The organism is Streptomyces sp. NPDC055099, from assembly GCF_053607685.1.
Genome location: NZ_JBSGUA010000006.1, coordinates 274,451 through 301,092, shown reverse-complemented (window position 1 = coordinate 301,092; position 26,642 = coordinate 274,451). Strand labels below are relative to the sequence as shown.

At 71.8% G+C, this 26,642-nt stretch carries 19 protein-coding genes; 14 read left to right on the top strand and 5 right to left on the bottom strand.

Annotation, left to right across the window (positions count from 1 at the left end; translation table 11 throughout):
- Positions 1-2 precede the first annotated feature (2 nt).
- Positions 3-572, top strand: a complete 570-nt coding sequence (locus ACWFRU_RS18320; protein ID WP_453688113.1) for a TetR/AcrR family transcriptional regulator — start codon at positions 3-5, stop codon at positions 570-572.
- Positions 573-633: 61 nt separating this feature from the next.
- Positions 634-1,962: an aldehyde dehydrogenase family protein gene (locus ACWFRU_RS18315; RefSeq protein WP_453688111.1), complete on the top strand. Its 1,329-nt coding sequence runs from the start codon at positions 634-636 to the stop codon at positions 1,960-1,962.
- Positions 1,963-2,007: 45 nt separating this feature from the next.
- Here ACWFRU_RS18315 and ACWFRU_RS18310 read toward each other — a convergent pair whose 3' ends face one another.
- A complete protein-coding gene (locus ACWFRU_RS18310; protein WP_453688109.1) occupies positions 2,008-2,757 on the bottom strand; it encodes a TetR/AcrR family transcriptional regulator in 750 nt (249 codons plus the stop codon).
- A gap of 124 nt (positions 2,758-2,881) precedes the next feature.
- On the opposite strand from ACWFRU_RS18310, the gene ACWFRU_RS18305 reads away from it, so the two are divergent.
- From ACWFRU_RS18305 to ACWFRU_RS18275, 7 genes are all read left to right on the top strand, one after another.
- A complete protein-coding gene (locus ACWFRU_RS18305; RefSeq protein ID WP_453688107.1) occupies positions 2,882-4,711 on the top strand; it encodes a glycosyltransferase family 2 protein in 1,830 nt (609 codons plus the stop codon).
- 6 nt (positions 4,712-4,717) lie between these two features.
- Complete coding sequence (galE, locus tag ACWFRU_RS18300; protein ID WP_453688105.1) at positions 4,718-5,782, top strand: UDP-glucose 4-epimerase GalE; 1,065 nt, start codon at positions 4,718-4,720, stop codon at positions 5,780-5,782.
- A 10-nt stretch (positions 5,783-5,792) separates the two neighbouring features.
- Positions 5,793-7,121: a UDP-glucose dehydrogenase family protein gene (locus tag ACWFRU_RS18295; protein ID WP_453688103.1), complete on the top strand. Its 1,329-nt coding sequence runs from the start codon at positions 5,793-5,795 to the stop codon at positions 7,119-7,121.
- Positions 7,118-8,080 (top strand): UDP-glucuronic acid decarboxylase family protein, encoded by a 963-nt coding sequence (locus tag ACWFRU_RS18290; protein WP_453688101.1) that lies wholly within the window; start codon positions 7,118-7,120, stop codon positions 8,078-8,080. Before ACWFRU_RS18295 ends, ACWFRU_RS18290 begins: the two co-directional genes overlap by 4 nt.
- A gap of 5 nt (positions 8,081-8,085) precedes the next feature.
- Positions 8,086-9,756, top strand: a complete 1,671-nt coding sequence (locus ACWFRU_RS18285; RefSeq protein ID WP_453688099.1) for a right-handed parallel beta-helix repeat-containing protein — start codon at positions 8,086-8,088, stop codon at positions 9,754-9,756.
- A 169-nt stretch (positions 9,757-9,925) separates the two neighbouring features.
- On the top strand, positions 9,926-14,371 hold the full coding sequence (locus ACWFRU_RS18280; RefSeq protein ID WP_453688097.1) for an aminotransferase class I/II-fold pyridoxal phosphate-dependent enzyme: 4,446 nt from the start codon (positions 9,926-9,928) through the stop codon (positions 14,369-14,371).
- A 7-nt stretch (positions 14,372-14,378) separates the two neighbouring features.
- Positions 14,379-15,113 (top strand): class I SAM-dependent methyltransferase, encoded by a 735-nt coding sequence (locus tag ACWFRU_RS18275; RefSeq protein WP_453688095.1) that lies wholly within the window; start codon positions 14,379-14,381, stop codon positions 15,111-15,113.
- A gap of 9 nt (positions 15,114-15,122) precedes the next feature.
- Here the strand turns inward: ACWFRU_RS18275 and ACWFRU_RS18270 are convergent, their stop codons facing one another.
- The gene (locus tag ACWFRU_RS18270) at positions 15,123-16,955 is read right to left on the bottom strand and encodes a glycoside hydrolase family 15 protein (RefSeq protein ID WP_453688093.1); all 1,833 of its coding nucleotides are present in this window, start codon (positions 16,953-16,955) and stop codon (positions 15,123-15,125) included.
- A 200-nt stretch (positions 16,956-17,155) separates the two neighbouring features.
- Here ACWFRU_RS18270 and malX point away from each other — a divergent pair, with 200 nt between their 5' ends.
- The 4 genes from malX to ACWFRU_RS18250 all read left to right on the top strand — a co-directional run bounded on the left by malX (position 17,156) and on the right by ACWFRU_RS18250 (position 21,296).
- Positions 17,156-18,763, top strand: a complete 1,608-nt coding sequence (gene malX, locus ACWFRU_RS18265) for a maltose/glucose-specific PTS transporter subunit IIBC (RefSeq protein WP_453688091.1) — start codon at positions 17,156-17,158, stop codon at positions 18,761-18,763.
- A 3-nt stretch (positions 18,764-18,766) separates the two neighbouring features.
- The gene (locus tag ACWFRU_RS18260; RefSeq protein WP_453688089.1) at positions 18,767-19,951 is read left to right on the top strand and encodes a MalY/PatB family protein; all 1,185 of its coding nucleotides are present in this window, start codon (positions 18,767-18,769) and stop codon (positions 19,949-19,951) included.
- A gap of 113 nt (positions 19,952-20,064) precedes the next feature.
- On the top strand, positions 20,065-20,547 hold the full coding sequence (locus tag ACWFRU_RS18255; RefSeq protein WP_399387490.1) for an Lrp/AsnC family transcriptional regulator: 483 nt from the start codon (positions 20,065-20,067) through the stop codon (positions 20,545-20,547).
- A 59-nt stretch (positions 20,548-20,606) separates the two neighbouring features.
- Positions 20,607-21,296, top strand: coding sequence for an HAD family hydrolase (locus tag ACWFRU_RS18250; RefSeq protein WP_453688087.1), 690 nt, complete (start codon positions 20,607-20,609; stop codon positions 21,294-21,296).
- Here the strand turns inward: ACWFRU_RS18250 and ACWFRU_RS18245 are convergent.
- Positions 21,247-21,897: an AMP-binding protein gene (locus ACWFRU_RS18245; RefSeq protein WP_453688085.1), complete on the bottom strand. Its 651-nt coding sequence runs from the start codon at positions 21,895-21,897 to the stop codon at positions 21,247-21,249. The two genes, ACWFRU_RS18250 and ACWFRU_RS18245, sit on opposite strands and share 50 nt — an antisense overlap.
- A gap of 11 nt (positions 21,898-21,908) precedes the next feature.
- The gene (locus tag ACWFRU_RS18240) at positions 21,909-22,571 is read right to left on the bottom strand and encodes a TetR/AcrR family transcriptional regulator (protein WP_453688083.1); all 663 of its coding nucleotides are present in this window, start codon (positions 22,569-22,571) and stop codon (positions 21,909-21,911) included.
- 100 nt (positions 22,572-22,671) lie between these two features.
- Between ACWFRU_RS18240 and ACWFRU_RS18235 the strand changes: the two genes are divergently transcribed.
- Entirely contained in the window at positions 22,672-25,854 is a 3,183-nt protein-coding gene (locus ACWFRU_RS18235; protein WP_453688082.1) for a carboxyl transferase domain-containing protein, read from the top strand.
- A 138-nt stretch (positions 25,855-25,992) separates the two neighbouring features.
- On the opposite strand, the gene ACWFRU_RS18230 is transcribed toward ACWFRU_RS18235, so the two are convergent.
- Positions 25,993-26,601, bottom strand: coding sequence for a hypothetical protein (locus tag ACWFRU_RS18230; protein ID WP_453688081.1), 609 nt, complete (start codon positions 26,599-26,601; stop codon positions 25,993-25,995).
- Positions 26,602-26,642 lie beyond the last annotated feature (41 nt).

Below are 26,642 nucleotides of genomic sequence, written 5' to 3'. Positions count from 1 at the left end.
TCATGGGCAACGACCGGCTCGAAGAGGTCCTCGACGCCACCTACGACTCCCTCACGCGGTACGGCGTACGGCGCACCACGATGGACGACATCGCCTCCACGATGGGCGTGTCCCGGTCAGCGGTCTACCAGTACGTACGCAACAAGGACGACGCCTTCCGCAAGCTCGCCGAGCGTCTGCACGCCGAGGCGCTCGCGCGGGCCCGGCAGGCGGCGGCCGAGGAGACCTCCGCCGCCGAGCGCGTCCGCGGGGTCCTCGCCGCCAAGCTCGACCTGGTCCTGCGCCTGGCCGGGGACTCTCCGCACTCCGCCGAGCTGCTCGACGCCAAGGCGCGCCTCTTCGGCGACATCTGCGCGGGCTTCACCGGTTCGCTGCGGCGTCTGCTCATCGACCTCTTCGTCGAGGCGGGGACCCCGGCCGCGGTGGAGCCCGCCGAAGCCGCCGACATCTGCATCGCCCTGGTCATGGGCCTGGAGTCCGTGTCCGGCGGCCGTGAACTCTTCGGCCCCGCCACGGACGCGCTCCTGACCGGGCTGCTCGGATCGCCGGTGGTCTCGCCAGCGGCCGGCTGACCCGCCTTTCCACCCCTCCCCCCTGCTCTACAGCACCTGAGACACCCTGAGGAGACCCCTCATGCACCGCCCTGAAACCCTCGCTCCCGAAGCCCTCGTCGCAGGGCTCCGTGCCACCTTCGCCACCGGCCGCACCCGGCCCCTGGCCTGGCGCGAGGAGCAGCTCACCCGGCTGCGCTCCCTGTTCACCGAGCACCGCGAGGACATCGCGGACGCCCTGCACGCCGATCTGCACAAGCCCCGCACCGAGGCCTACACCGCCGAAGTCGGCTTCCCCGTACGGGAGATCGACCACACGCTGGCCCATCTGGAGGAGTGGCTGAGCCCGCAGCCGCTGCCGGCCGGCGCCCTCGCGGGACTGCCCGAGGGCTCCACGGCAGGTACGCAGTACGAGCCGCTCGGCACCGTCCTGATCATCGCTCCGTGGAACTACCCGGTGCAGCTCCTGCTCGTCCCCCTCGTGGGCGCGCTGGCCGCGGGCAACACGGCCGTCCTCAAGCCGAGTGAAGTCACCCCGGCCACCTCGCGGCTGATCGCCCGCCTGATACCCGAGTACCTGGACACGGAGGCGGTCGCCGTCGTCGAGGGCGGCGTGCCCGAGACCACCGCGCTGCTCGCCCAGCGGTACGACCACATCTTCTACACCGGCAACGGCACCGTCGGCCGCATCGTGATGCGCGCCGCCGCCGAGCACCTCACCCCGGTCACCCTCGAACTCGGCGGCAAGTCACCGGTGTTCGTGGACCGGGACGTCGACCTCGCCGCCGTCGCCACCCGCTTGGCCGAGTCCAAGTTCCGCAACGCGGGCCAGACGTGCGTGGCCCCCGACTACGTCCTGACCGACCCGGACACCGCGCCCGTGCTCGCCGAGGAGCTGCGCACGGCCGTGGAGCGGGTGTTCGGCCCGGACCCCAAGTCCTCCGAGGCGTACGGACGCATCGTCAACGAGCGGCACTTCGACCGGGTCTCGGCGCTTCTCGGTTCCGGGACGACGGCGTTCGGCGGGCAGAGCGACCGCGACGACGTCTACATCGCACCGACCGTGCTCACCGACGTGAAGCCGGACGAGCCGGTGATGCGGGAGGAGATCTTCGGCCCCGTGCTGCCGATCGTGAACGTCGACGGGCTCGACGAGGCCATCGCGTTCATCAACGACCGCGACAAGCCGCTCGCCCTCTACGGCTTCACCGAGAGCGACACCACCCGGCGGCGCCTCGCCGCGGAGACGTCGTCGGGCGGTCTCGGTTTCGGTCTCCCGATGGCTCATCTGCGCGTTCCCGAGCTGCCGTTCGGCGGAGTCGGCGAGAGCGGCGTCGGCAACTACCACGGGCCGCACTCCATCGCCACGTTCAGCCACCGCAAGGCCCGGCTCGACGTTCCGCTGAGGTGACTCCGTGCAGCTGACGTGACTCCGTCGGCATCCGCGCCCTCGGCTTCATGACCGCGGGTCCGCCGGGCCGAGCAACGCGGCGAGGCCCGCGGTCAGCTGCTCCGGGCCGCCCCGCCCGGCCAAGGAGAGGGCGGTGGCCCGCAGGCGCGGGAACTCCTGCGCGGGCATGCGGTGCAGGCCCAGCCGGAAGGCCGGGTCCGGTTCGCCGGGCACGTCGTCCATGGCCCGCAGTTCGACGAGGAGATAGCCGAGCAGCCATGCCGTGAACGCCCGGTGCACCTCCACCGTGCGGCGGTCGCCGAGGCCCGCGCCGTGGAGGAGGGCCAGGACGCGCTCGTCGGCGCGCAGCACGGCCGCCGGGCGGCGGGCCAGCGGGGTGGACAGCAGGCGGGTGGCGAGCAGCGGGACCATGTTCGGATGCCGCAGCGCGACGCCGTGGGTGGCGAGCGCGATGCGGTGCAACTCCCCTCGCCAGTCGTCGACTTGGGCCCGGTCGTCGACTCGGGCCCCGTCGTTGACTTGAGCCTGCCCGGCCAGTCCGTCCTCCAGCTCCTGGTAGAACGCCTCGACCAGGCCGTCCAAGAGGGCGCCCTTGCCGGCCGCGTACCGGTAGAGGGCCATCGCCTCCACGCCCAGTTCCGCGCCGAGCTTGCGCATGCTCAGGCCGGAGAGCCCGTCGCGGTCGACGATCTCCAGGGCCGTGGCCAGGACGCGTTCCCTGCTGAGCCGTCCGTAGCGCCCGCGGTCACTGGCGCGTCGCCCCTGGGCCGGGTTCGCTTCTTCGCCTCGCGTCATGTCCGCCACCTCCACCTTTTCGGCCCCCTTGACCACAGGGAACATCGGGTGCAAAGTCGTACATATACGACGTAAACGTACGTAGTCAGCGTACAGCGTTTCGACCTCTCAGGAGCGTCGTGCCATGACGCACAGCGAGCCGATGTCGGCGGATCTGGTCCAGGTGGAGCGTGATCTCGCGCGGATGTCGGACGGCAACGTCGTCCGCGTCACCGCGGGCGGCCCCGTCTTCGGGCATCCGTTCCCGGTGCGCCGCGTCCGGCCGACGACCTTCGTGCCCGCGCTCCCCCGGCGCGACCGAGCCGCCCTCATGATGATCGCCGTGTGCTGGGCGCTGAGCTTCGTGTGGTTCTGGTCCTGGTGGCTGCAGCCGGAGCACCGCGTGGGGTGGGCGGGGCTGATCGTCAACAGTGCGCTGCTTCTGTACCTCACCGGCCTGCCCTGCTACTTCTTCGTCACCGCCCTCCGGCTGCGCCGCGTCGACCCGGAGCTGCCGGTTCCCGCGCTGCCGGTCGCGTTCGCCGTGACCCGCGCCCCCTCGGAGCCGTGGCCCACCGCCCGGCAGACACTCGAGGCGATGCTGGCGCAGGACTTCCCGCACCCATACGACGTGTGGCTGTGCGACGAGGACCCGACCGACGAGATCATCGCCTGGTGCCGCACGCACCGGGTACGCATGTCCTGCCGACGCGGCGTGCTCCTGTACCACCGCGGTGACTGGCCGCGCCGCACCCGCTGCAAGGAAGGCAACCTCGCCTACTTCTACGACAACTGGGGCTACGGCCGCTATGACGTGGTCGCGCAGCTCGACTGCGACCACGTGCCCGCCGCCACCTACCTCGCCGAGATGGTCCGCCCCTTCGACGACCCCGCCATCGGGTACGTCGCCGCGCCCAGCATGTGCGACGCCAACGGCGCGGTGTCATGGGCGGCACGGGGGCGGCTGCACCGCGAGGCCGTCTGGCACGGCGCGGTGCAGTTGGGACACAGCGACGGGCTCGCCCCGATGTGCATCGGCTCCCACTACGCCGTGCGCACCCGCGCGCTGCGGGACATCGGGGGGCTCGGCCCTGAACTCGCCGAGGACTTCTCGACCACCTATCTGCTCAACTCGGCGGGCTGGCACGGGGCGTTCGCCATCGACGCCGAGGCGCACGGGGACGGGCCCCTCACCTTCGCGGACATGATCACGCAGGAGTACCAGTGGTCGCGGAGCCTGACCACGATGCTCGTGGGCCTGCTGCCGCGCCATCTGCGACGGCTTCCCTTCGCGCTGCGGCTGCGTTTCTCGTACGCCCTTGCCTACTATCCGCTCCTCGGCCTGATGATCACCGCGGGACTCGCGCTCCCGCCGATCGCCGTCCTCACCGGGCTGCCGTGGATGAACGTCAACTACCTCGATTTCCTGGTCCACTTCTGGTCCATGCCCGTGTGGCTGCTCCTGACCCTGTACCTGATGCGCCGCCGCGGAATGCTGCGCCCGCGCACCGCGCCGGTGATCAGCTGGGAGACCTGGCTGTTCGCGCTCGCGCGCTGGCCCTTCGTCATCCTGGGCCTGTTCGGCGCCCTCGCGCAGAAGCTGCGACCGCGGCCGGTGACCTTCAAGGTCACGCCCAAGGAGACCGGCGGACCGCGGCCGCTGCCCGCCAGGCTGACCCTGCCGTTCGTCGTCCTCGCGGCCTCCTTGTCCTGCGTCGCCCTGGTGGGCGAGCTGACGAGCCCCTCGGCCGGCTATGTCTTCCTCTGCCTCCTCGCCGCCACGACCTACGCGGTCGTCGCCCTCGCCGTCCCGCTGCTCCATGTGCGGGAGGCGGCACGGGCCGCGGACGTCTCCTTCGGCCACGCGCTGTCGACCGCACGGCTGCCGGTCGCCCTCGGCGTCCTGGTGGCACTGCCGGTCGCCACCGCCACCGTCTTCTTCCCGGCGTACGCCGCCGCCGTCCTGGGCCGGTGAACCGACATGAGCGCACCCTCCACCATCCTCGTCACCGGCGGCGCGGGCTTCATCGGGAGCCACACCTGCGTCGAACTCCTCGACCACGGCTATGAGTTGATCGTCATCGACGACTACTCCCACAGCACCCCGCAGGTCTTCACGCGGGTGGAACGGATCGCCGACCGCTTCGTCGGCGCCGTCTATGAACTGGACATCCGTGATCGGCGCGCCCTGTCGGCCGTCTTCGACCGCCACTCCGTGGACGCCGTCGTGCACTTTGCCGCGCACAAGGCCGTGGGCGAGTCGACACGGATGCCCGTCCAGTACTACGACAACAACGTCGGCGGCACGACCGCCCTGCTGCGGGTCATGCACGAACACGGCGTGCACCAGATGGTGTTCTCCTCGTCCTGCTCGGTCTACGGCGACGCCGGCCGCGGACCGCTGAACGAGGCCACGCCCGCCCGGCCCACCAATCCGTACGCGGCGTCCAAGTGGATCTGCGAGCAGGTGCTCGCCGACGTGTGCGCCCGCTGCCCCCAGTTCACGGTGCTCGCCCTGCGCTACTTCAACCCGGTCGGCGCCCACCCCAGCGGGCTGCTCGGCGAGGACCCGGGCGGCGTCCCCGACAACCTGATGCCGTACGTGGCGCAGGTCGCCGTCGGGCGGCGCGAGCGGCTCCCCGTGTTCGGCGACGACTACGCCACGCCCGACGGCACCGCGATCCGCGACTACCTCCACGTCATGGACACCGCCGAGGCCCACCGCATCGCCCTGGACCACCTCGCCGACGGGCCCGGCCTGCGGGTGTTCAACCTCGGTGTCGGCAGCGGCCGTTCGGTCCTCGACGTCATCGCCGCGTTCGGCGCGGCCTGCGGCCGCGCCATCCCGTACCAGATCATGCCGCGCCGCCCCGGCGACGTGACCGAACTCGTCGCCGACGCGCGCGCGGTGGCGCGCGCCTGGGGCTGGCGCCCCAGCCGGGGACTGCCCGAGATGTGCCGCGACGCCTGGCGCTTCCAGCAGCTCAACCCCCATGGCTACGCCGGGCCCGGCCGGCGCCCCGGCAACAAGCGCAACGACCGTTAGGAGAAGCGCCATGCGGATGACAGTGATAGGGACGGGGTACGTCGGGACGGTGCACGCCGCCTGCATGGCCGACATCGGTCACGAAGTCCTCGGCATCGACATCGACGCCGACCGGGTTGCCGCCCTCTCAGAGGGACGTGCGCCCATCCACGAGAGCGGCCTGGACGACCTGCTCGCGAGGACCGTCGCGTCGGGCAGGCTGCACTTCTCCACCTCGCTCGCCGAAGGCGCCGCGTTCGCCGGGACACACTTCGTGTGCGTGGGCACCCCGCAGCGCCCCGACAGCCCCGCCGCCGACCTCCGGTACGTGGACGCCGTCGTGGACGGCCTGGCCCCGCATCTGCGGCCCGGCAGCCTGGTCGTGGGCAAGTCGACCGTGCCGGTGGGCACGGCGGCCCGGCTCGCCGAGCGCCTCGCACCGTCGGCCCCGGGCACGGAGGTCGCCTGGAACCCCGAGTTCCTGCGCGAGGGAAACGCGGTCCAGGACACGATGCGGCCCGAGCGGCTCGTCGTCGGCGTGACCTCGCGCCACGCCGAGGGGGTGCTACGGGCGATCTACGCACCCATGATCCGCGCCGGAGTGCCGTTCTTCAGCACCGAACCGGCGACCGCCGAACTGGTCAAGGTGGCGGCGAACTCCTTCCTCGCCACCAAGATCTCCTTCATCAACGCCATGGCCGAGGTGTGCGACGCCGCGGGCGCCGACGCGTCGGTCCTGGCCGAGGCCATCGGCGCGGACTCCCGGATCGGCCCCCGCTTCCTCGCACCGGGGCTCGGCTTCGGCGGCAGCTGCTTCCCCAAGGACATCCGGGCCTTCGCCGCCCGCGCCGAGGAGATCGGCGCGGGCGAGGCGGTGGTGTTCCTGCACGAGGTCGACCGGATCAACACCCGGCAGCGCTCGCGGACCGTCGACCGGGCACGCCTGCTCCTCGGCGGCTCGCTCACCGGCCGCAGGGTCGGGGTGCTCGGCGCGGCCTTCAAGCCCGGCAGCGACGACGTCCGCGACTCGCCCGCGCTGGCCGTGGCGGCGGCCCTGCAGCAGCAGGGCGCCACGGTCCGTGTGCACGACCCGCAGGGCATCGACAACGCGCGCGAGACCCATCCCGATCTCGCCTACGCCCTGGACGTCGACAAGGCGTGCGAGGACGCCGACCTGGTCCTGCACCTCACGGACTGGCCCGAGTACCGGGACATCGACCCCGCGGCGCTCGCCGCCCTCGTGCGCTCCCCCGTACTCCTGGACGCCCGCAACAGCCTGGACCCGCGGTCCTGGTCGGCGGCCGGCTGGGCCGTGCACGCACCGGGCCGCCCGCTGCTCTCCGCCGGAGGTGCGTCATGAGAGTCGTGGTGACGGGCGGCGGCGGATTCGTCGGCTCCCACCTGTGCGAGGCCCTGCTGCGCAGAGGCGACACCGTCGACTGCCTGGACAATTTCAGCACCGGTGAGCCGCGCAACGTCGCCCACCTGCGCGACGCGCCCGGCTTCCGGCTGATCCGGGCCGACGTGACGACGCCGTTCGACGTGCCGGGCCCCGTGGACGCCGTGGCCCATCTCGCGAGCCCCGCGTCGCCGCCCGACTACCACCGGCTCGCCCTGGAGACCCTGGCCGTCGGCAGCCGAGGCACCGAGAACGCCCTGCGCCTGGCCCAGCGGCACGGCGCCCGCTTCCTGCTCGCCTCCACCAGCGAGGTCTACGGCGACCCGGAGGTCCACCCGCAGCCGGAGGAGTACTGGGGCCACGTCAATCCGGTGGGCCCGCGCAGCGTCTACGACGAGGCCAAGCGGTTCGCGGAGGCACTGGCCATGGCGTACCGGCGCAGCCACGGCGTGGACGTCGGCATCGTACGGATCTTCAACACGTACGGGCCGCGGATGCGGCCGCACGACGGGCGCGTGGTCTCCACCTTCGTCCGCCAGGCCCTGGCCGGCGCGCCGTTGACGCTGTACGGCGACGGCAGCCAGACCCGCAGTTTCTGCTACGTCGACGATCTCGTCCGGGGCCTGGTCGCGATGCTCGGCAGTGACCGCGGCGGTCCGGTGAACCTGGGCAACCCCAGCGAGCGCACCGTCCGCGAACTGGCCGAACTCGTCCTGCGCATCACCGGATCGACCTCACGGATCATCCGCCGTCCGCTGCCCGTCGACGACCCGGCCCGCCGCCGCCCGGTGATCAACCGGGCCGTGGAGCAGCTCGGCTGGATGCCCCGCGTCCCGCTCGACGAGGGCCTTCGGCACACGGTGGCGTGGTTCACCGCGCGATCCGCACCGCGGCCCGCGCGGGTGCCCGTGGAGGCCTGATCCCCATGACCGGGAAAGCCGCACCGTCCGCCGCCAAGCGCCGCACCGCCCCTGCGGCCCTCACCGCCGCGCTCGTGCTGCTCGGCGCGAGCGGCTGCGCGGCCACCCCGCACTACGCGCCGTCGGCCCATACGTACTACGTCAGCCCGCGGGGCGACGACCAGAACGACGGCTCGTCGCCCGAGCAGGCCTGGCGTTCCCTCGCCCGCGCCGAGCGGGTCGCGCTCGAACCGGGTGACCGGCTGCTCCTCGAGGGCGGCGCACGGTTCACCGGCACCGTCACCCTGGGCAGCGCCGAAGCGGGCCGCGCGGACCGGCCCGTGGTGGTCGGCTCGTACGGCGACGGCCGGGCGACGGTCGACGCCGAGGGCTCCCCCGGCATATCCGTGCACAACACGGCGGGCGTGGAGATCCGCGACCTCAAGGTCACCGGGGACCACGCCTCCTACGCCCGCGACGGCGGCATCAACCTCTACGCCGACCGTCCGGGCGGCGGCAAGCTGACCGGCGTCCTGGTCTCCGACGTCACCGTCTCCGGTTTCCAGGTGGGCATCGCGGTCGGCGGCGTGGAGAAGGGCAACGGCTTCAAGGACGTGACGATCCGTCAGGCGAAGCTGCACGGCAACAAGGACGCCGGTCTCCTGACGTACGGCCCCGAGTTCGAGCCCTCCCGGCCCGCCTACGCCCACCAGGACTTCGACATCTCGCACGTCGACGCGTACCGGAACACCGGTGATTCCGACGCGGACGACCGCCACACCGGCGACGGCATCATCCTCGGCGCCGTGCGCGACGCCACGGTGCGCGACTCCCGCGCGCACGACAACGGGTCCACGTCGTCCGGAAAGGCGCCTTCCGGGCCGGTGGGCATCTGGGCCTACGACGCCAAGGACGTGCTCCTGGAGCACAACACCGCCTACCGCAACCACACGGGCTCCAAGGTGGACGGTGCCGGGTTCGGCTTCGACGAGAACGTCTCGGACTCGACCATGCAGTACAACCTGGCGTTCCACAACGACGGCCCGGGCTTCTACGCGTACACCCGCAAGGCGAACGGCACGCACAAGGACAACACGATCCGCTACAACCTCACCTCCGACGACGGCCGCAAGCTGCCGCGCTTCGGCGGGCTCGCCGTCTACGGCCACGACGTGCGCGACCTGCGGATCTACCAGAACACCGTGGTGATGACGGCCCTGGAGGACGGCAGGAGCGGTCCCGCCCTGCGTCTGATGGACGGCGAGAGGGGGGTCACCGTCCGCAACAACACCTTCGTCACCGACGGTTCCCCGCTCGCCCTGGTGGACCAGGGCCTCACCGCCAGGAACGCCCTGGTGCAGGGCAACAACTACCGCGCGCCGCAGGGCCAGTGGACCGTGCAGTGGGGTGACCACGCCTACACCGGCCTCGCCGCCTGGCGCGCGGCCACCGGCCAGGAACGCCTCGACGGACGGTCTGTCGGCCTGACCGTCGACCCCTGCTTCTCCGGCGGTGAGCTGCCCGCCGTCGACTCCCCCGGCGACGCCCACCTGCTCACCCCCGACTGCGACACCCTCGCGGACAAGGGACTCGACCTGCGCGAGCTGTTCGGCGTCGACCCCGGTCCCGTCGACTACTTCGGCCGGCCCGTCGGCACGCCTCCGCCGGTCGGGGCCGCGCTGCCCGCGCCGGACTGAGACGGCGGAGCGGGCCGAAGATGCAGGCGCCCACGGCCCATGCCTACGATCGAGACAGCGAGACCCCAGGTGGACGCGTGATGCGCGGCCGGGTGTCCCTGCCGGGCAGGGAGGCGATGTGCCATTGCTTCGGTCATACCTCCGGGATCCACCACGGGCGCATCGGCTCATGGCCGCCTACGTCGTCCTGGTCGCCGCTCTGACCACCGCCTACATGACGCTCCCGGGTCTGCGCGCCGCGCTCTGGGCGCTCATCGGTCTCGGCGGCGTCGCAGCCGTCCTCATCGGCGTGCACATCCACCGGCCCGAACACCGCTGGCCGTGGTGGGTGCTCGCGACGGGGCTGCTCGCGTTCGCGGCGGGCGACACGTACTACAACGTGGTCGAGCAGTACTTCCAGGCGTCGAACCCCTTCCCTTCCCCGGCCGACGCCTGCTACCTCGCGGTGTATCCGCTGCTCGCCGCGGGCCTGTTCGGACTCGTGCGCTACCGCTGGGCGAGCCGCGACCTGCCGAGCCTGCTGGACGCACTGATCATCACCGGAGGGCTCGCGCTGCCCGTGTGGGTCTACCTCGTCCAGCCGCTCACCGAGGTCGAGGGCCTGACCTGGCCGCAGCGCGCCATCAGCATCGCCTACCCGCTGGGGGACGTACTGGTCCTCGCCCTCCTCGCGCGGCTGCTCACGCCGGGCTTCGCGACCGGCCACAATCCCGCCGTACGCCTCCTCGTGCTCGGCACGTCCACCCTGCTCGCCTTCGACATCGCGTACGGAATCCTGCAGCTCAACGGGTTGTGGCAGACCGGGACGCTCCTGGACCTGGGCTGGATCGTCTTCTACACGGCGTGGGGCCTCGCCGCGCTGCACCCCTCGATGGTGGAGCTGACCGCGTACACGCATCAGCGCCAGACCCTGCTCCCGCCGCCGCGCCGGCTCGTGCTGCTCGCCGCGGCCACGCTCATCGCCCCCGCGATCCTGCTCGTGGAGGCTCTGCTCGACAGCGCCCATGACGCGGCCGTCATCGCCGCCTTCTCCGGCACCCTGTTCCTCCTGGTGATCCTGCGGCTCGCGGGCATGGTCGTGGCGCACCGCAAGGCCGTGGACCGCGAGCTCGCGCTGCGCGGGGCGGCGGCCTCGCTGGTGGCGGCGGTCACGACGGAGGAGATCGTCGAGACCTGCGAGACGACGGTCGCCGCGCTGTCCGGGCCGGGGTCCCGGCCCGGGACACTGCTCCTGGAGGCGGACGACTCCCCGCCGTTCCCCTACGCCGCCCTGGACCTGCGCCGCACACGGCTGGTCAGGGCCGCCGCCCTGGGCCCGGAGATCGCCGCCCGCCTCGACGCCTCGCAGAGCGCCCTGGTCTGCCCGATGATCCAGCGCGACCGCCCGGCCGGGGACGACCCGCCGGGCGTGCTGATCGCCTCCGGCTCCGAGAAGCAGCTCACCGAGGTCTGGGGCTCCCTGGAGATCCTCGCCTCGCACGCGGGTCTGGCCAAGGAGCGCATCGCACTGCGGCAGGAGATCATCCGGCGCGAGAGCGAGGCGTACTTCCGTACGTTGGTGCGCAACGCCTCCGACGTCATCCTCATCGTGGACGACGACGACACCGTCCGGTACGCGAGCCCGTCCGCGCAGGCCGTCTTCGGGGACATCCGGCTGGTCGGGGCGGAGCTGCCGGGCCTGGTGGACCCGCGGGACAGGGGCCGGGCCGCGCGTGTGCTCGCGGCCATGCGCGGCGGCGGGCAGCAGGAGCCCCATGACTACTGGTGGATGCCGCGAGCCGGCGGACGCATCGAGGTGGAGGTGCGCTGCAGCGATCTGCGGCAGGACCCGACCGTGCGGGGACTCGTCGTCACCCTGCGGGACGTGACCGAGCAGCGTCAGCTGGAGCACGAGCTGACCCAGCGGGCCTTCCACGACGCGCTGACCGGACTGCCCAACCGGACGCTGCTCCTGGAGCGCATCGAGCGAGCACTGCTGCGCGGCCGCCGGGAGTCGACGCTGACGTGCGTGCTCTTCATCGACCTCGACGACTTCAAGGTCGTCAACGACACCTTGGGGCACTCGGTCGGCGACCGGCTGCTCGCCGCCGTCGGGTCCCGTGTCTCGCGGTCGCTGCGGCGCAGTGACACGGCGGCCCGCCTCGGCGGCGACGAGTTCGCCGTCCTGATGGAGGACGCCAAGGAGCCCGTCGACGCGGAGATCCTGGCCGCGCAGGTGGTGCAGGCGCTCAGCAGGCCGTTCCAGCTGTCCGGCGACAGCGTGAGCGTCTCGGCGAGCGTGGGCGTGGCCACGGCCGTGGACAGCGCGGGCGCCGAGGAACTCCTCACCCACGCCGACCTCGCCCTGTACGCGGCCAAGGCCGCGGGCAAGCGTCAGTGGCGCCGCTTCCAGCAGGGGCTGCACGTACGCATGCGGGAGCGGCACGACCTGCAGGCGAGTCTGGACCGGGCGATCGCCGACGAGGAGTTCGCGCTGCGCTATCAGCCCGTCGTCGACATCAGCGCGAACGGCACTCCGGCGGGCGGCGCCCCGCACGCCGCCGAGATCGTCGGCTTCGAGGCGCTGGCCCGCTGGCCGCACCCCCGGCGCGGTCTGGTGCCGCCGCAGCAGTTCATCCCGCTCGCCGAGGAGACCGGGCACATCACGCCGCTCGGCGCCTGGGTCCTGGGCAGTGCCGTCGCGGACATCGCGGGTCTGCAGAGCGCGGGCGCCGCCTGCGACCGGCGCCCGTACATCAGCGTCAACGTGTCCGCGCGGCAGTTCCGCGACCCGGGCTTCCTCGGCGCGGTGCGCGGCGCCCTCAAGACGCCCGGACTCGCCCCGGGCTCCCTGCAGTTGGAGCTGACCGAGTCCGTGCTGATGCGGCGTGACGGCCAGATACAGGCGGTCATGCAGGCGTTGAAGGATCTCGGCGTGCGGATCGCGGTCGACGACTTCGGCACGGGATTCTCCTCGCTGCGCTATCTCCGGGAGTTCCCCGTCGACGTACTCAAGATCGACAAGTCGTTCATCGACGACATCGCCGACGACGCCCGGCAGCTCGCCCTCGTGGAGGGCATCGTGCACCTCGCCGACACGATGGGCCTCCAGGTCATCGCCGAGGGCATCGAGCAGTCCGCGCAACGGGATCTGCTGGCCGGGATGGGCTGCGGGTTCGGACAGGGCTATCTCTTCGCACGGCCGCTGACGGCCGAGCAGGGGGAACGGCTTCTGCGCCGCCGCCAAGGGCTCGACGGTGTCACCCGGGGCCCTGACCCCGGACGTGACCTCCGGGCCACCCGTGCCGCTGCCCCCGCCACCTCCGCCACCGCGACCGACCCGCCCGCCGAGCCTGCCCCGACCCCCTCGGAGAGGGAGAGCGCCATGACCGAAACGGACACCGGAATCCTGGGGGTACGGCGCGATCCGCGCTGGGGCGAACTCGACCACCTGCGGCGCACCAGCCCGATGAGCGACTGCGTTCTCGACGAGGTCCGCGGCCGGCACATCCGCAGCGGGGACCACTGGCTCATCGACTTCGCGTCCTGCAACTACCTGGGGCTCGACTGCGATCCCGAGGTCATCGACGCCATCGAACCCGCCGTACGCCGCTGGGGGACCCACCCCAGCTGGTCCCGGCTCCTGGGCAGCCCCCGGCTCTACACCGAGATCGAGGAGCGGCTCACCGCGCTGCTCGGGGCGCCCGACACCCTGCTGCTGCCGACGGCCACCCTGATCCACGCCTCGGTCATCCCCGTCCTGGCAGGCGAAGGGCATGTCTTCGTCGAGGCCGCGGCGCACCGCACGGTGTACGACGGCTGCGTCTCCGCCCGCGGGCAGGGCGCCACGCTGCGGCGCTTCCACGCCGACCGGCCCGACGAACTGGCCGCCCTGCTGGGGGAGGTGCCGAGCGGCTCGGCCCGCCTGGTCTGCCTCGACGGCGTCAACAGCATGAGCGGGAACATCGCCGACGTACCCGAACTGGCGGCGATCTGCCGGGACTTCAGCGCCACCCTCTACATCGACGACACCCATGGGTTCGGCGTCATCGGGGAGCGCCGCGCCGACGAGCCGTGTCCCTACGGGGCCCGCGGCAACAGCGTCGTGCGGCACACGGGCGAGACGTACGACAACATCGTCCTCGTCGGCGGCTTCTCCAAGGCCTACTCCTCACTCCTGGCCTTCCTCGCGCTGCCGCCCTGGCTCAAGGACCATCTGAAAGTGGCCGCCGCCCCCTATCTGTACTCCGGGCCGTCGCCCACGGCCTCGCTGGCGACCGCGCTCGCCGGTCTGGAGGTCAACGACCGGCGCGGCGACGCCATCCGCGCCGACCTGCACCGCAAGACCGTCCGGGTGCTCGACCACGTGGCCGGGCTCGGCGTCCAGACGCTCAACTCCGACCGGCTGCCGATCGTGGAGATACCCCTGGCCGACGCCTCGGACCTGGACGCGGTCGCCGGGTTCCTGTGGGACCAGGGCATCTATGTGACCCTGGCCGCCTATCCCCTCGTGCCGCGCGACCGCGTCGGGTTCCGCGTGCAGCTCACGGCCCTGAACTCCGACGACGACATCGACCGGCTCAACACCGCCCTGACGCGCCTGTCCGAACGCTTCCCGCTGCGGCCGGGGAGCTGACACCGTCATGGCCCCGACCCGCAACGACGACGTCGACTGGGACAGCTGGCCCGTTCAGGACTACCTCGGCGAGAACTACCGCGAGCTGCATCCGTCCGACGCCGCGGTCATCGCCCACCACTCCGCCTTCTACCGGCGGTTCGGCCGGGCGAGCGCCGCGTGCTCCCTGGAGTTCGGGGCGGGACCCAACCTCTACCCGCTGATGATGGCCGCCGCCGCGAGCCGCCGCATCGACGCCGTCGAGGCGAGCGCCGCGGGTGTCGCCTATCTGACCCGGCAGCTCGAACAGGCCCCCGACGCGAGCTGGTTGCCCTTCCACGCGCTGTGCCGCCGCCTCAACCCCGATCTGCCGCCCACGCTTCCGGAGGCGCTCGCGGGCGTGCGCGTCGTACACGGCGACATCCGGGCGCTGGAGCCCGGCACGTACGACATCGCGTCGATGAACTTCGTCGCCGAGGGCGTCACCGAGGACTTCGCGGAGTTCACGGACTTCTGTCACCGCTTCGTGCGCTCGGTCGCGCCGGGCGGCCATCTCGTCGCGGCGTTCATGGAGAACATGCCGACGTACCGCATCGGACCCGCGTCGCTGTGGCCCGGCTGTCCGGTGAACCCCGCCGTCGTCACCGAGGTGTTCGCCCCGCTCACCGAGCATCTCGCGGTCACCCGGATCGACGCCGACCCGACGCTGCCGGACTACGGGGACTCCGGGATGGTGCTGCTCACGGCGGCGAGACGGGCCTGACCGGCACCCTCAGGCGCCCGTCTCCTGCAACGCGAACGCCGTCTCGACCAGGGCGATGTGGCTGAATGCCTGAGGTGCGTTGCCCAGTTGGCGGTGGCTGTCCGGGTCCCACTGCTCCGCCAGGAGTCCCACGTCGTTGCGTACGTCCAGGACGCGTTCAAAGGTCTCCCGCGCCTGGGCGAGCCGGCCGGTGGCGGCCAGCGCGTCGGCGTACCAGAGGGAACACGCCACGAACGTGCCCTCGGAGCCACGCATGCCGTCCACGGAATCGGCACCCGGCCGGTCGTGGCCGTACCTGCGCACGAACCCGTGATGGTCCAGGGCCCGCATGGCCTGTACGGTGTCGTGGACCCGCGGGTCGTCGGCGGGCAGGAAGCCGACCTTGGGGATCAGCAGCGCCGACGCGTCGAGGGCGGGCGATCCGTAGGACTGCACGAAGGTCCGCCGTCCTTCGTCCCACCCCTCGCGGCACACCTCCCGGTGCACAGCGTCCCTCATGGCGCGCCACTCCCCCGCGGACTCGTTCCTGCCGAGCATCTCGCCCATGCGCAGCGCACGGTCGGCCGCGACCCAGGACATGACCTTGGAGTGCACGAACTGCCGTCCCACGCCCCGGACTTCCCACAGCCCCTGGTCCGGCTCGCGCCAGTGGTCCCGCAGATGGCCCATCAGGGACTCCACCAGGCTCCACAGGTGGGGCTGCATCGGGATGCCCGCACGCAGCGACAGATAAAGCGTGTCGAGGACCTCGCCGTAGACGTCGAGCTGGAGCTGATGGGCCGCGGCGTTCCCGAACCGCACGGGCCGCGAGCCCTCGTATCCGGAGAGCCAGGGAGCCTCGGTCTCCGGCAGCCGCCGCTGCCCCTCCACCCCGTACACCGCCTGAAGATCGGCGGGACCGCCCGCCACGGCACGCACCAGCCAGTCGAGCCAGGCCGTCGCCTCGTCGCGGTAGCCGCTGCGCAGCAGGGCGGAGAGGGTGAGCGTGGAGTCGCGCAGCCAGCAGAAGCGGTGGTCCCAGTTGCGTTCGCCGCCGACACACTCCGGGAGCGAGGTGGTCGGTGCGGCGACGATGCCACCCGTGGGCGCGTAGGTGAGGGCCTTCAGCGTGATCAGCGAGCGGGTGACCGCTTCCCGCCAGGGGCCCTGGTAGCGGCACTTGGCGCTCCAGCGGCGCCAGAAGTCGCCGGTCGCCTTCAGCGCCGTCTCCGCCGGGACCCGCAGGGGCTCGGGCGGTTCGGGCAGGTGCGAGGGGGCCCACACGAGTTGCAGCGTAAGGCGCTGGCCCGCCGAGACGGTGAAGTCCAGGGCGCTGGTGTCGCGGACGGCGGGGTCGGTGGAGTGGTGGGCGGTGGTGTCGTGGCGGCCGGTGCGTATCTCCATCGGGCCGTCGGCGCTCAGCCAGAGGGAGTCGGGCCCGGCCACGGCGACCGTGCAGTGCTCCTGAGGACGCACCCACGGCACGACGCGGCCCTGGTTGAAGCGCGGCCGCAGTTCGCTGCGCATGGCGACGGCGCCGGACAGGCCCTCGACGACGCGCACGAGGCAGGGCAGCCCCGTACGCGGAGGCATGAAGTCCGTGACGCGCACGGCGCCGGTCGGGCACTCCCAGAAGGAGTCCATGACCAGGGTGTCCCGGCGGTAGGCCCGCCGCGCGCACGGTCCCGCGCCGACGGGGGAAACCCGCCAGAATCCGTTGTCCGCCGTGCCGAGCAGCGCGGCGAAACAGGCCGGGGAGTCGAAGCGCGGCAGGCAGAGCCAGTCGATCGACCCGTCCCTGCCGAGCATGGCGGCGGTTTCCAGGTCGCTGATGAGGGCGTAGTCCTCGATGCGAGCGTTCATGATCGAGTCACGCCGTCGTGCACATTGCCGCCCTTCCATTGTACGGCGGACAAGCCCGTCGGGCCTGGGCTCAGGCCCCCGCCCGGGGGCGCCGCGCACCATGTGCAACGGCCATGGACAGCCCCCGAACCGCTGTGATCTCATCCGCCTGGGCGGATCGACCGAGTTCGCCTCCGCTCAGGCCCGAAAGACCCCCACACATGCAGAAGACCAAGTCAGCGCTCTGGGAATTCCTCCAGGGACTCGGCAAGACGTTCATGCTCCCGGTGGCCCTGCTCGCGTTCTGCGGCATCATGCTGGGCATCGGCTCGTCGCTCTCCAGCGAGGCCGTCACCGAGAACCTCACCTTCCTTGAGGGCGAGGGCTTCCACCTCGTCTTCACGTGGATGGCGAGCACCGGCCTCGTCGCCTTCAAGTTCCTGCCCGTGATGTTCGCGATAGCCATCCCGCTGGGCCTGGCCCGCGAGGACAAGGGCGTCGCGGCGTTCTCCGGCTTCGTCGGGTACGCGGCGATGAACCTGGCGGTGAACTTCTACCTCACCGCCAAGGGCGTGGACCTGGAGGACGAGAAGGCCATCGCCCACTACGGCATCGCCGACGTGATCGGCATCCAGTCCATCGATACGGGACTGCTCGGCGCCGTAGCTGTTGGCATCGTTGTCAGCGTGCTCCACCAGCGCTTTCGTGCGCAGCGGATGCCCGACGCGCTCGCCTTCTTCGGCGGTCTGCGGTTCGTCCCGATCATCTCGACGCTGGTCCTCAGCCTGCTCGGTCTGCTGATCCCGCTGGTGTGGCCGACGTTCAACGGCTGGATCTCGGACCTCGGGCGCGCGATCGGTCACGCGGGCGTCTTCGGCCCGTTCTTCTTCGGCATGGGCGAGGTGCTCCTGCGCCCGATCGGCCTGCACCACATCCTCGTCGCCATGTTCCGCTTCACGGATGTCGGCGGCTCCGGCGCCGTCTGCGGCGATCAGGTCTCCGGCGCGCTGAACCTCTTCTACGCCCAGCTCAACTGTGCGGCCCCGCCCGGTGACGCGGTCACCGACGCCACCAACTTCCTCTCCCAGGGCAAGATGGCGGTCTACCTCGGCGGGCTGCCGGGCGCGGCCCTGGCGATGTACCACTGCGCGAACAAGAAGATGCGCCCGGAGATCAAGGCGCTTCTGGTCTCCGGTGTCGTCGCGTGCGTCGTCGGCGGTATCACCGAACCGCTGGAGTTCCTGTTCCTGTTCATCGCGCCGTGGCTGTACCTGATCCACGCCGTGCTCGTCGGCCTCGGGTTCCTGACCGCCGCCGTCCTCGGGGTGTTCATCGGCAACACCGACGGCAACGTCATCGACTGGCTCGTCTTCGGTGTCCTCCAGGGCACGACCACGAAGTGGTACCTGATACCCGTCATCGCCGCGGTGTGGTTCGCCGGCTACTACTTCCTCTTCCGCTGGGCCATCACCCGCTTCGACCTCAAGACGCCGGGGCGTGAGGAGCCGGCGGCGGAGGCCGACGAGGAGGGGACGGCCGCCGAGGACGAGGCCGCGGCCGCGGCTCCGCGTGAGCTGATCGCGGGGAAGTACGACGCCGTGGCGATCCTGGAGGCGATCGGCGGCGCCGAGAACATCCAGACCCTCGACAACTGCATCACCCGCCTGCGCATGACGGTCGCGGACGCCGAACAGGTCGACGAGGCGCGGCTGAAGAAGCTCGGCGCGGTCGGGGTCATCAAGCTCGACGGGCACAATGTGCAGGTGATCATCGGCCCGCAGGTGCAGTCGGTGAAGGACGCGATCGCGTCGCTGGTGCGGGTGGGCTGACCGGTGGCCCCTTCCTTCGACTCCTTCGACTTCGGCTCACCCGTCGACCGGCACGGCACGTGGTGCACGCAGTGGGACTACGTCGAGGACCGCTTCGGCGTCCCCGACCTGCTGCCGTTCACCATCTCGGACATGGACTTCGAGACGGCGCCCGCGGTCCTGTCGGCCCTCCGCGGCAGGCTCGACCACGGGGTGCTCGGCTACTCCCGCTGGCGCCAGACGGACTTCCTCTCCGCGATCGTCGACTGGTACGGCGAACGTCACGCGACCGAGGTGGACCCGGAGTCGATCGTCTACGGCCCGTCCGTGATCTACCAGATCTCCCAGCTCCTGCGCCTGTGGTCCAGCCCCGGCGACGGCGTCGTCGTCCACACGCCGACGTACGACGCGTTCCCCAAGACCGTCGCCGCGCACGAGCGGCGGCTGCTCGGCTGCCCGCTCGGCGACTGGGCCGAACTGGAACGACTCCTTGCCCTGCCGGACACGTCCGTACTGCTCCTGTGCTCACCCCACAACCCCACCGGCCACGTCTGGACGGAGGCCGAGCTGAACCGCACCGCGGAGCTGTGCGCGCGGTACGGCGTCGCGGTGATCAGCGACGAGATCCACTCGGACCTCGCCCACCCGCCGTACGTCCACCGCCCGTGGCCTCTGCACGGCGCTCGCGAAGGGCGCTGGGCGCTGGTGACGTCGGCATCAAAATCCTTCAACATCCCAGCCTTGACGGGCAGTTACGGCATCATCGCCGACCCGGCCACACGCGAGGCGTACCTCCGCAACCTCAAGGAGGCCGACGGCCTGTCCTCCCCGGCGGTGCTCTCACTGGTCGCCCACATCGCCGCGTACCGAGAGGGCGCCCCTTGGCTGGACGCCCTGGGCACGTACCTCCGCGGCAACCTCGACCTGATCGCGGACCGCCTGAACAAGGCGTTCCCCACCCTCGACTGGATCCCACCCCAGGCGGGCTACCTGGCCTGGATCGACCTGAGCCCCCAGACGGTGGACGACGAGGCACTCCAACGCGAACTGATCGAAACGCAAAAGGTGGCCATCATGCCCGGCACGACCTACGGCTCCCCCGGCCACGTACGCCTGAACGCGGGCTGCCCACGGGAGAAGGCCGAGCGGGGCGTGACGGCACTGGTGGCGGCGGTGCGGGCGGTCCAGCGCGGGGAAGCGGCCGGCTGACGCGGGAAATCCGGGCCGGTATCCGCAGGTCAGGCCGGTCTCCCAGAGGCTGGACGCCGTGATCCGTTGGTACAGTCGCGAGGTTCGCCCCTCGTACCCGGGAGATCCGTGCCATGGCCGTCGATGAGCTCGACACCCGTATTCTGCGGCTTCTTCTGGAGCAGCCTCGTACCAGTGTCCGGGAGTACGCGCGGGTGCTCGGGGTCGCTCGTGGCACGTTGCAGGCTCGGCTCGACCGGCTGGAGCGGGACGGGGTGATCACCGGAACGGGGCCTTCGCTGTCGGCTGCCGCGCTCGGGCATCCCGTGCTCGCCTTCGTGCACATCGAGGTCACGCAGGGGCATCTGGACGAGGTGGGTGACGCGCTCGCCGCCGTGCCGGAGATCATCGAGGCGTTCTCGATCACCGGCGGCGGTGATCTCCTGACCCGCGTGGTGGCCCGGGACAACGGGCACCTGGAGGACGTGGTCCAGCAGCTGATCCAGATGCCGGGCGTGGTCCGCACGCGTACGGAGATGGCGCTGCGCGAGCGCGTCCCGCACCGTCTGCTTCCCCTCGTCGAGTCGATCGGCCGGGCCTCCGCCGAGCAGAAGTGATCCGTCGGCCACTGACCCGTGCGACGGCGTTGAACTGCGGCTTTGGCATGCTGGAGTGCATGAGCATCCTCGGCGGCATCTCGGTCATCTTCGATCTCGACGGCACTCTCGTGGACAGCGAGCCGAATTACTACGAGGCGTCGCGCGAACTGCTCGCCGAGCACGGTGTCGCCTACACCTGGGCCGACAACGAGCAGTACGTGGGCATCGGCACCCAGGAGACCCTCGCCACGTGGAAGGACCGGTACGGCATCGGCGTACCGGTGGCCGAACTGCTCTCGGAGCTCGACCGGCGCTATCTCGCGCTCGCCCGCGCCGACACCCACGTCTTCCCCGAGATGCGCAAGTTCGTGGAGCGGCTGCACGGCGCCGGGGTGCCGATGGCCGTGGCCTCCGGGTCGTCCCGAGCCGCCATCGAGGCGATCCTCGCGGGCACCGGCCTCGACACGCTCCTGACCACCGTCGTCTCGGCGGAGGAGGTCGCGCACGGCAAGCCCGCGCCCGACGTGTTCCTGGCCGCCGCCGCGCTCCTCGGCGCGGACCCGGCCGACTGCGTGGTCCTGGAAGACGCCGCTCCGGGCGCGGTCGCGGCGCACGCGGCGGGCATGCGCTGCATCGCGATCCCCTACGTCGCCGCCCACGCGGACCAGCCGGCGTTCGCGTCGGCGGAGCTGCTGCTGCGGGGCGGGCAGGCCGAGTTCACGGCGCAGGCGGCGTGGGATCACCTTGCCGCGCCGGCCCGGTCGTAGCCGCCGCCCGTTCCGCCAGCTCCGTCTTCCTGATCTTGCCCGTCGCGGTGAGCGCGTCCAGATCGTCGGCCGTCCGGCCGAGCGGCGCGTGCCCCACGGCCGCGGCCCACGCCTCGCTGTCGACGGCCACCAGGACATCCCGTACGGCCGTCCCCGCACGCACCTCGTCGAGCACACCGGTCAGCGAGCTGTGCGTGACGACGATCTCGGGCCCCGCGTCCCGCAGTTCATGGCTCAGCTCCGCCGCGCGGAACATCGGGTTGACCGGCACATGCACCGCTCCGGCCCGCAGCACGGCCAGCATCGCGATCACGAACTGCGGGCAGTTGGGCAGCTGCACGCCCACCCGGTCGCCGGGCCGCACACCCCGCGCGTCGAGCCAGCCCGCCAACCGGTCCGTCATCTCGTCGAGTCGGCGGTACGAGACGACCTCCTCGCCGAAGACGAGCGCGGGCCGCTCCGGCTCGAACCGCGCCCAGTGCGCCACATGGCCGGGCACGGTCCGCGTGCCCGTGCGATGCTCCGCCGTGTCCCGCTGGCGTCCGCGCCGGGCCTTCTCCTGGCGGGCACGCAGGTCGCTCAACTGGTCGTCCATGCGCATGGGGCAGCTCCTCAGCGTGGGGCCCGGTCCGCGGTCCGGTCCGGGGCCCGGTCCGGGTGATCGACTCCGAGCAGGTGCAGGAACATGGCGGTCACATCGCGGACGGCCGCGTCGTACGTCTCCGGGGCGGACGCCGTGAGCCGGGCGAACTGGATGCTCATGCCGCCGACCGCGCGGGCCACGGCGAGCGGATCGGCGACCGGCCGGGCCGTGCCCTCGGCCGCGAGCCGCCGGATGTAGCGGGCGGAGCGGTGGACCGGGCGCTCCTGGGTCTCCTCCCACAGGGCGCGCACGTCCTCGTCGGTCTGCGCCTGCTGCTCCAACAGGCGCAGCAGCGGCAGGTGTTGGGCGTACGCGGCGATGAAGGCGGCGGTCGACGCCTCGACGACCTCGCGGGCATCGTCCCGATCGACGCCCGGCACGTCCTGCGCGGCGAGGAACGCGTCCCGTACGCGCACCGCGAGGACGCGGAAAATCTCCTCCTTGGACGCGAAGTACACATAGAAGCCCGCCCGCGAGACCTCCGCCTCCGCGGTGATGTCGGCGATGGTCGTCGCGCCGTACCCGCGCCGCGCGAACACCGCCTCGGCGGCGTCAAGGAGCCGCCCGCGGGCCGGGGCATCGCTGCGGTCGCGGGCGGTGCGGGTCGCCCAGGGCTGTTGATGTCGTGCCACGCGGCGACCTTATTGACGTTGACGCCAATGTCAATGAGCATGGCGGCGCCGGACACCTCAGGGGCGGATTCCCCGGGGCCGGATACCTCAGGAGGGCTTCATGGGTTCTGCCGCCGTGCTCGTCGCCAACCGCGGGGAGATCGCCGTCCGCGTCCTGCAGGCAGCCGCGGAGGCCGGCCTGCGCACGGTCGCCGTGTACGCGCAGGACGACGCCGCCGCCCGGCACGTACAACTGGCCGATGAGGCGCAGCCGTTGGGCGGCACGGGTCCGGCCGCGTACCTGGACGCGGACGCGGTGCTTGCCGCGGCCCGCCGTTCCGGCTGCGAGCTGCTGCACCCCGGCTACGGATTCCTGAGCGAGGACGCGGGGTTCGCGGGGCGCTGCGCGGAGGCCGGGCTGCGGTTCGTGGGGCCGTCCCCCGAGGTGCTCGGCCTGTTCGGCGACAAGGCTCGCGCGCGTGCGCTGGCGGTGCGGTTGGGTGTGCCTGTCCTCGCGGGCACGGAGGGACCGACGAGCCTGGCCGACGCCGCGTCGTTCCTTGCCGGACTCGGCCCTTCGGGCGCGGTGATGGTCAAGGCCATCGGTGGTGGCGGAGGGCGCGGCATGCGGGCCGTACGCCACCCGGGCGAGCTGGCGGACGCCTGGGAACGCTGCCGCTCCGAGGCCCTGCAGGGCTTCGGGCGCGCGGAGTTGTACGTGGAGGAGCTGCTGACCGGCGCCCGCCACATCGAGGTCCAGGTCCTGGGCGACGTGACCGGCGAGATCGCACACCTCTGGGAGCGCGACTGCAGCGCCCAGCGCCGCCACCAGAAGCTCGTCGAGATCGCTCCGGCACCAGGGCTCCCCTCGGCGGTCCGGGAGAAACTCGTGTCCGCGGCCCTGCGGATGGCCCGTGAGTGCGGATACACCGGCCTCGGCACCTTCGAATTTCTCCTGCAGGGCGAGGAGTTCCACTTCATCGAGGCCAACCCCCGCCTCCAGGTCGAGCACACGGTCACGGAGGAGGTGACGGGTGTCGACCTGGTGGTGACACAACTGCGCCTGGCCGCGGGCGAATCACTCGCGGCACTCGGCCTCGCGGGTCCGCCGCCCGAGCCCCGCGGCTTCGCGCTCCAGGCACGCGTCAACGCCGAGTCCCCCCTGCCGGACGGCACCGCCCTCCCCTCCACCGGCACGCTCACCCGCTTCGACGTGCCGACGGGGCCGGGGGTCCGCGTGGACACGGCGGCACGCAACGGAACGGAGATCGGGGCGCGTTACGACTCGCTGCTCGCCAAGGTCATCACGCACACGCCCCAGGGGGACTTCGCCGCGGTCTGCGAGCGCGCGTCCCGCGCCCTGGCGGACTTCGCCGTCGAGGGCGTACGCACCGGAATCCCCCTCCTCCGCGCGCTCCTCACCCATCCGGGCTTCACCTCGGGTGGTGCGCACACCGGCTTCGTCGCCGAGCACATGGCGGAGCTGCTGCCCGACGACGCACCGGCAGCGGGCGAGGAATCGGCCATCGTCGCTCCCATGACAGGGACGGTCGTCACCGTCGACGTGGCGGTGGGCGAACGGGTCGCCGCTGGGCAGCAGTTGCTCGTACTCGAGGCGATGAAGATGGAGCACGTCGTGCGCGCGACCGCCTCCGGAACGGTGACCGCCCTGCACGCGCACGTCGGCGGCACGGCCGCGGAGGGGCACCCCTTGGTCACGGTGGAGGCGTCGGTGGCGGGCGAGGCGGCCACGGCACTCGCCGGGGAGATCACGGACCCGGACGCCATCCGCCCCGACCTGGCCGAGGCCCTGGCCAGGCACGCGATCGGCCTGGACGCCCAGCGCCCCGAAGCCGTCGCCAAGCGCCACCGCATCGGGCGCCGCACGGCCCGCGAGAACATCGACGACCTGTGTGACGACGGCACGTTCACGGAGTACGGCGCCCTCGCGATCGCCGCCCAGCGGCGCCGCCGCTCCCTCGACGACCTGATCGTCTCGACGCCCGCCGACGGCATGGTCACCGGCACGGGGCGGATCGACGGCGTGCGGTGCGTGGCGATGTCATACGACTACACCGTCCTCGCCGGTACCCAGGGTCTGCAGAACCACCGCAAGACGGACCGGATGCTCCACCTGGCGGAGGAACGGCGGCTGCCCGTCGTGCTGTTCGCGGAGGGCGGCGGCGGGCGCCCCGGGGACACCGACTCGACGTCGATCGCCGGACTCGACGTGACGACGTTCCACCAGATGGGGCGACTGAGTGGTCAAGTCCCGCTGGTGGGCGTCGCGTCGGGCCGGTGCTTCGCTGGAAACGCGGCCCTGCTCGGCACCTGTGACGTGGTGATCGCGACGCCGGAGGCCAGCATCGGGATGGGAGGCCCGGCGATGATCGAGGGCGGCGGCCTCGGCGTGTTCCGCCCCGAAGAGGTCGGCCCCCTGTCCGTCCAGGTACCCAACGGCGTGGTGGACATCGCGGTGGCCGACGAGGCGGAGGCGGTGCGGGTGGCACGGAAGTACCTGTCCTACTTCACCGACGCCTCGAACGACTGCGTCAGGGAGGCCAGTTGGGAGGCAGCGGACCCGCGGCTGCTGCGGCAAGCGGTGCCGGAGAACCGGCGTCGCGCCTATGACGTGCGGGCCGCGATCGAGGGCATCGCCGACACGGACTCGGTCCTGGAACTGCGGCGCGGTTTCGGCGTGGGCATCCTGACGGCGCTCGTACGTGTCGAGGGCCGGCCGATGGGGCTGCTGGCCAACAACCCCGGACATCTGGGCGGGGCGATCGACCGGGACGCGGCCGACAAGGCGGAGCGCTTCCTGCGGCTGTGCGACGCGTTCGGGCTCCCCGTCGTCTCCCTCTGTGACACACCGGGCTTCATGGTCGGCCCGGACGCCGAACGGACCGCGACCGTACGGCACTTCTCCCGGCTCTTCGTGACCGGCGCCCAGCTTCGCGTCCCGCTGGTCAGCCTGGTGCTGCGCAAGGCGTACGGCCTCGGCGCGATGGCCATGATGGGCGGCTCCACGCGCGCGCCCGTGGCAACGGCGGCGTGGCCGAGCGGCGAGTTCGGCGGGATGGGGCTCGAAGGCGCCGTCCGCCTGGGCTACCGCAAGGAACTGGCCGCGATCGCCGATCCCGTGGAGCGGCAGCGGGTGTTCGACACCCATGTCGCCGAGCTGTACGAGCACGGCAAGGCGGTGAACGCCGCGGCCGCGCTGGAGATCGACGCGGTCATCGACCCGGCCCAGTCGCGGAGCTGGATCCTTGCGGCGCTGGAGGGGGCGGGTGAGGCGCGGCCGTGATCGGGCTGCCGGAGCGTGGCCGTGGTTGCGCGGGCCCGGTTATGGTCGCGCGGGCCCGGATACGGTCGACCGAGCCCGGTCGCGGTCGCGGCCGGCCCATTCACGTTCATGGCCGGCCCAGTCACGGTCGCGGACCCGTCAGTACATGATCCCGACGAGACCGTCACCCTGCTCGGCGCAGACGAGTCCGCCCGCGCAGCAGGCGCCCCAACTTCCCGATCCGGGGCCGAAGAGGGTCACCCGTTCCCAGTGCTCCGCCGTCGGCCTGGCCCGTGACAGGCGCAGGCCGAGTTCGCCCACGGTCACGTCGGCGGGCGGCGGCCCGCCCTGCGCCGCGGTGACCCCGGGCAGTACGGCCACGATCTCCGCGGCGGGATAGCCGAAGAGGTCGATGTCGTCCCACGCCACGGGGGTCGCCGCCGGGCGGTCCGGCCGGGCCCGCGCCTGGATCTCCACGCGGGCGAGCCGGTCCGTGACGCCGGGCCCGCCGCCGCCGAAGCCCAGGACCAACCCGTCGAGTTCGGCGTCGAAGTTCCACTCGGGCTCGAAGAGGAGGCCGCCGAGCCAGGCGTCATGCGCGTGCCGGAGCTCCGCGTACTGGTCCAGGGTCAGGCCCATGCACTGCCGGTGCCGCATTACCTTGTCGGGCGGCAGCAGTTCCAGGACCTCGTCGGACGTCATCCCGAACTTCAACAGCCCGGCGCCGCCCGGCAGTTCTACGCCGACTTCTCGCAACAACTCCAACATTGCACCATTGTTCACCCGTTGACCCAGGTGGCAAGGCTGTT